Here is a 3,420-nt window from a genome sequence, read left to right on the forward strand (position 1 = left end):
ACGCCCGGCGTTCGACCTGCACTATCCCCAGGCAGCCGGCCGCATCGACTATCATGCGACCCCCGAGATCACGCTGACCCCCGAGACCACGCTGACACCCGAGACCACGCCGAGGCCCGAGACCGCGGACCCGGCCGAATCCACAGCGGCCGAACCCACAGCGGCCGAACCCGACCGCCCGGCGCCGGAATCCGGCTTCAGGACGCCGGAATAACCGGCACGAGCAGCCGCAGGGCACCGGGGCGCACGACGATCTCCGCCGGCAACGACGCCAGCGGATCGCCGTCGGCGTAGACGGCGAAGGGCCGGTCGGCCTCGATGCGCACCCGCCGGGCCCGCAGCACCCGCACGTGCCGGGTGTCGACGTGACGCCCGGAGAACACCCGCGGGAACAGCGCCAGGAACGTCAGGCGGGAGGTGCGCGAGATCAGCAGGACGTCCAGCAGCCCGTCGGCGATGTCCGCCCCGGGGGCGAACCGCATCCCGCCGCCGTAGTACGCCGAGTTCGCCGCCGCAACCGTCCACCCGACCAGGTCCCGAGGCGCGAGGTCGTCCACCGTCACCGTGAAGCGCGCCGGGCGCCAGGCGGCCAGCGCCCGCAGCGCCGCGTAGGTGTAGACCTGCTGGCCGCGCAGGAACCGGGTCCGGTTAGCGATCACCTGGACGTCGGAGTCGTAGCCGACGCTCGCGATCCCCAGAAACGGCCGGCCGCCGACCTCGGGCAGGTCGACCCGGCGTTCCCGGGCGTGCGCAAGCCCGGCCGCGACGCGGCACGGGTCGCGGGGCAAGCCGAGACCACGCACGAAGTCGTTACCGCGCCCGCCGGGGAGCACCGCGAGCACGCCGCCGCAGCGGGCCACCCCCCCTGCCACCGCGCCGGCTAGGCCGTCGCCCCCGAGCGCGACCACGACCCGGCCCTGGGCGGTGGCCGCCGCCGCGAGATCGTCCGCGTGGGCGAGGTCGCGGGTCGGGGTGACCCGGACGTCCCGCGCCCAGCGCGCGAGCTCGGCGCGGACGCCGTCGAGCATCCGCATCGCCCGCCCGTGACCCGCGCTCGGGTTGACGATCACGGCCAGCCGGTTGCGGTCGACCTCGGCGGGTTCGACCCGCAGCGGCTGCGGCGCCACCGTACCGAGGCTTCCCCGGGAGGGTGTGCGGGGGGCAGCGGCGTCCGTCATGGTGAGCGAGCTTACGGGCGGGTGCGGCAGGTCCCCCAACGGCCGGGGATGCGGGGCCGGGGATGCGGGGCCAGGGATGCGGGGCCGGGGATGCGGGGCCGGGGATGCGGGGCCAGGGATGCGGGGCCGGGGATGCGGGGCCGGGGATGCGGGGCCAGGGATGCGGGGCCGGGGATGCGGGGCCGGGGATGCGGGGCCATGGCGGCTCACCGCCCGGGCAGCGGCCCCGCGGACAGGTGCTGGCTCGATGCACCGAAGAACGACCGCTCGCCGAGCTGCGGATCGTCGCGCAGGTCCCGCAGCACGAGGTGTTCCAGCAGGAGCAGGGCCGCGTCGGCCGGCCAGAGCACCAGCCACAGCCACACCCCCCGGGCCTCCCCGACGAACGCCGCCCGATCGGGGGGTACGACCAGCGGCCACAGCGCCGTGGGATGCCCGGCGGCCTCTACCTTCGCCTCCGGTACGCCGGGCAGCGGTTCGGGATCGGGACCGCTGATGCCCGCGAGCCGGGCGCCGAGTCCCACCCGAGGCGCCTCGGCGACGAGCACCATCTCGGCCGGCCCGCCCAACGGAGAGGGCCCGGCGGCGGCGACTGCCGTGGCACGCGGCCCGGTACGCTCGTCACCGGCCCAGCCGACGCCGCTGACGTACCAGTGGACCGGCATCGGCTGCGGCAACCAGATCGGGACCGTCGAGGTCTTCGACAGCGCGTGGAGCGCCTGTTCCCGCGACGACACGGCGGTGCGGTAGGGACTCACCTCCCCGTGATCGTCGCACCGCCACTGGCTGCTCCACAGATCGGGTGGACGCAGCGGTCCGAGACAGCGCGGGCAGGCCGCAGCAATGGTCACCGGGCGCCTCCTGGCGTAGGTGGAGATGTCGCCGAACATCGGCACTCCGGCACCGGTATGCCCTCGGCTTTCCACCCRCAATCGCCCCACCAGGTTCCCACCCGCAATCGTCCGACCTGGGCAGATATGCCGAACAGCCGGGTGCGCCACCCCTCCGTCACCCCTCCGGGCGGGCCGTCACCCCTCCGGGCGGGCCGGGGAGGGAGGCTGACGGCGCGCCGCGAGCTCCGCGAACGCCTCGTCGAGGAGATCGAGGCCAGCCAGCAGCAACGGCTCCTCGATCACCAGCGGTGGCAGCAGCCGGAGCACGTTGCCCCAGGTGCCCGCGGTGAGCACGATCAGGCCGCGACGATGGCAGGCGGCGGCCGCGGCGGCGGTGAGGACCTTGTCCGGGCTGTCGTCGCCGGCGCCCCGGACCAGCTCCAGGGCGACCATCGCGCCCCGCCCCCGGACATCCCCGACGAAGTCGTACCGCTCGCGCAACGCGTGCAGGCGGGGCAGGGCGATCTCGCCGATCCGGCGGGCCCGGCCGGCCAGGTCCTCGGACTCGATGAGGTCGATCGCGGCGAGAGCCGCGGCGCAGGCCGCCGGGTTCCCCCCGTAGGTGCCGCCGAGCCCGCCGACCTGGGGGGCGTCCATGATCTCCGCACGGCCGGTGACGGCCGCGAGCGGCAGGCCGCCGGCGATGCCCTTGGCGGTGGTGATGAGATCCGGGACGACGCCTTCGTGCTCGCAGGCGAACATCGTCCCGGTCCGGGCGAACCCGGTCTGCACCTCGTCCGCGACGAACACGATCCCCGCGACCGTACAGAACTCGGCGAGGCGGGGCAGGAACCCGGTCCCGGGGACGATGAAACCGCCCTCCCCCTGGATCGGCTCGATGACCATCGCGGCGACGGACGCGGYCCCGATCTCGTCCCGCACGAGCTCGATCACCCGCTCGGCGGCCTCCTCCCCACAGCGGTCGGGACCGGTCGGCCAGCGGTAGGGATACGCCAGCGGCATCCGGTAGACCTCGGGCGCGAACGGCCCGAACCCACTCTTGTAGGGCATCGACTTCGCGGTCATCGCCATCGTCAGGTTCGTCCGGCCATGGTAAGCGTGCTCGAAGACGACGACCGCGCCCCGGCCGGTCGCACTGCGCGCGATCTTGACGGCGTTCTCGACGGCCTCCGCTCCGGAGTTGAACAATGCCGAGCGTTTCTCATGGGTACCCGGCGTCAGCCGGTTCAGCGCCTCACAGACGGCGATATAGCCCTCGTACGGCGTCACCATGAAGCAGGTGTGGGTGAACCGGCCGATCTGCTCGCGCACGGCCTCGACGACCCCGTCCGCAGCGTTGCCGACGCTGACCACCGCGATCCCCGAACCGAAGTCGATGAGCGAGTTGC

At 74.1% G+C, this 3,420-nt stretch carries 3 protein-coding genes and 1 pseudogene; 1 reads left to right on the forward strand and 3 read right to left on the reverse strand.

The genetic code is table 11. From position 1 onward, the window contains the following. Nucleotides 1-214, forward strand: a pseudogene (locus KBI5_RS27355) (cytochrome ubiquinol oxidase subunit I); the annotation flags it as partial. Here KBI5_RS27355 and KBI5_RS14395 read toward each other — a convergent pair. The 3 genes from KBI5_RS14395 to gabT all read right to left on the reverse strand — a co-directional run. Then, nucleotides 198-1,178 carry a YegS/Rv2252/BmrU family lipid kinase gene (locus tag KBI5_RS14395; RefSeq protein WP_241882905.1) on the reverse strand — a complete coding sequence of 327 codons (981 nt, stop codon included), beginning with the start codon at nucleotides 1,176-1,178 and terminating at the stop codon, nucleotides 198-200. The pseudogene KBI5_RS27355 and the gene KBI5_RS14395 overlap by 17 nt on opposite strands. 206 nt (nucleotides 1,179-1,384) lie before the next feature. Next, a complete protein-coding gene (locus KBI5_RS25345) occupies nucleotides 1,385-2,029 on the reverse strand; it encodes a DUF6758 family protein (RefSeq protein WP_035941931.1) in 645 nt (214 codons plus the stop codon). Nucleotides 2,030-2,206: 177 nt separating this feature from the next. After that, on the reverse strand, nucleotides 2,207-3,420 hold a 1,214-nt coding region (gene gabT / locus KBI5_RS14405), incomplete at its 5' end, for a 4-aminobutyrate--2-oxoglutarate transaminase (protein WP_085015508.1).

It is taken from the genome of Frankia sp. KB5, assembly GCF_002099325.1.
Taxonomy (GTDB): Bacteria; Actinomycetota; Actinomycetes; order Frankiales; family Frankiaceae; genus Frankia; species Frankia casuarinae.